The 2418-nt window shown below is 35.9% G+C and carries 2 protein-coding genes; both read right to left on the bottom strand.

Annotated elements, in window-relative coordinates; genetic code table 11:
* Positions 1-16 precede the first annotated feature (16 nt).
* Complete coding sequence (locus GNF10_RS36450; protein WP_185581785.1) at positions 17-1288, bottom strand: glycosyltransferase family 4 protein; 1272 nt, start codon at positions 1286-1288, stop codon at positions 17-19.
* A partial coding sequence (locus GNF10_RS36445) for an O-antigen ligase (RefSeq protein WP_185607467.1) occupies positions 1269-2418 on the bottom strand: 1150 nt, incomplete at its 5' end. The genes GNF10_RS36445 and GNF10_RS36450, both read right to left, overlap by 20 nt.

Below are 2418 nucleotides of genomic sequence, written 5' to 3'. Positions count from 1 at the left end.
GTATTTATTTACTAAATTAGTTACTAAATGGAGATTTCTTGGCTATCATCAATATTTCCTCAAATAAAGCTGAATAACGACGTGCTTGAAGTTCTAGGGTGAATTCTTGTTCAGCTTTCTTGCGAGCATAAAATGACAGTTTTTCTAACCTCTGCTCATTTTCAAGTATCCAGACAATCCCTTTGGCGAAATCGCCAACTTCATAAGGGTTCGCTAAATACCCATTTTGCTGATGATCGACAATATCTTTTAAGCCAGTAGAATTAAATGCAACAACTGGAGTACCACAAGCAAGTGATTCAGAAGCTGTCTGTCCAAAAGATTCTTGCAGAGATGGCACAAGCATTACATCAGCTGCCGAGTAAACAGTTGCTAAAGATAGATCATCATATAAATGCCCTAAATAGGATGTTTTAAAGCCTAAATCTGGTGGATTTTCCGGTTGAGATGCCCCAAAAATAACCACTTCAAAGCTGTCCTTCCATCCAGCCTGACTCAATTCTTGTAGAGCTGGCTGCAACAAATGAAACCCTTTATTTCGATCGCTTGTTGCTTCTATAGCTCCAAAGAGAATCAGTTTCTTATCTTGAGGTAACTTCAGTGTTTCTCGTGCAAAATGTTGATTAATAGGTCGATATTTTTGAGTATCCAATCCGTGAGGAATCACCTCGATTCGCAAATTCTGAAACAAAGAACTGGAACGAGCGCACTCTGCTAACCAAGAACTTGGGGAAACCAGAGTTAAATTAATATTTTTCCAAGCTTTTACTTTGCGCCGCCATACCCAACGGGATAAATCCCACTCATTACTAGAGTTGAGTTGAGGGCAAGCTCCACAGGATACTTTGTAGCGATCGCATTCTCCAATAACGTGGCACCCTCCAGTAAACCCCCACATATCATGGAGAGTCCAAACTAGAGGAAGCTTTAGCTTAGAGAACGTTTCTATTTGCATAAAAGCTCCGCTAATCCAATGCAAATTGATTATATCTGGATTAATCTGAGCAACTTTAGGAATAACTCTATCTGGCAACCATTGAATAAAAAATGGTGTATTTTTCTTTTGAGTATAAAGCTTTAATGGTAGGCTTTCAAATGTCAATTTGGCTTTGGCGATGCCTTGAAACAGTCTAATTTTAGGTGCAATTACTGTTTTATCATTACTAGATTTTTCCTGAACTAGCATTTGTGACTGTAGTCCTATATCTTGCAAACCTGTGTGCAAACGATAGGCAGCCCTTGCAGCACCTCCACCAATATCGTGAGTACTAAGATGTAAAACTTTCATTTTTTTTAACTTCGTAATTATTAACTAAAATATTTTTATGATTTCGTTCATATTCAAGAGTCAAAGATAGCGACGTAGTTACATACATTAACCAATTCCAACTGGGAGTTAATAATCTTGCTTCTGAAAAATTGACTATTACAATGATAATTAGCATCTGCATTGGCCAATAATCTTCCGGCTTTTTAGCAACAGAAATAATTCGAGTTAATGCCATTACAAAGAACCGGAAAAAGCCTGCTGCAAAAGTCAAAAATCCTAAAAATCCTAATTCTAACAATAGTTCTAAAAATCCATTGTGAGCATTACTTGCCCAATCATAAGTAGCTCTTAGATTAGATGCAGAAGTACTAGTCCAAAATCCAGAAAATCCATAACCTAGCCAGGGTCTTTCCCAAATCTTGGACATCACTAGCTCCCAGAGATCGGAACGTCCATTAAAGGTAAGATCTTTGCCAGAAGTACCAACTACGGTATCGATATTATTGATAAGTAACATTAAACCGATAATGAGTAACATTAAAGTCGAAGTAATTAGAATAACTTGTAATTTATAATTAGTTTTTTGAAATGATTTATAGACAGGTAAAAGTAATATCATTGTTAATATAATCGTCAAAGATGTTGTGGAACGCGAGAGGATAATTAGACATATAGATATACCACATATTCCCCACATCAACCAACGATATCGATGGCTACTAAGAGCAAGGTGCAAAAAAACTCCTGTACTCCAAGCCATCATATATCCTAATTCATTTTTATGACCATAAATTCCGCTCCACATACCTACTAATTCAGGGGATTGATGAATATAACCTGGTATGAATGCAGAAAATATCATAGATAATAATGCAGATATACCAAGCGCCCAAGCGATTAGTCTCATTTGTTCACGGAGAGAATAACGCATTGCCAAATAGATTGCCAGAAAATATAGTCTGATTAAACCTCTCATATAAGTAAGACTAGAACTTAAGTCTCCTGACCACAAAAGAGAAAATATAACTATTGTTATTAAAAGAAACTGTAATGGACTTTTAGTAGTTACATAAAGAAAACCTTTCCAGTATAAAAGTAGGAAATAAAACAGAATTAAATATGAAACTATATTGAATATAGTATCTAGC

Origin of the sequence: Nostoc sp. UCD121 (assembly GCF_014222285.1) — a bacterium.
In the GTDB taxonomy this organism is placed as follows: domain Bacteria; phylum Cyanobacteriota; class Cyanobacteriia; order Cyanobacteriales; family Nostocaceae; genus Nostoc.
The sequence above is the reverse complement of the archived record's forward strand: the minus strand, read 5'-3'. Positions and strand labels throughout refer to the sequence as shown.

What these genes read in the sequence shown, in the direction of transcription:
- GNF10_RS36450 (WP_185581785.1), bottom strand. Translation starts at nt 1,288, where the DNA reads ATGAAAGTTTTACATCTTAGTACTCACGATATTGGTGGAGGTGCTGCA.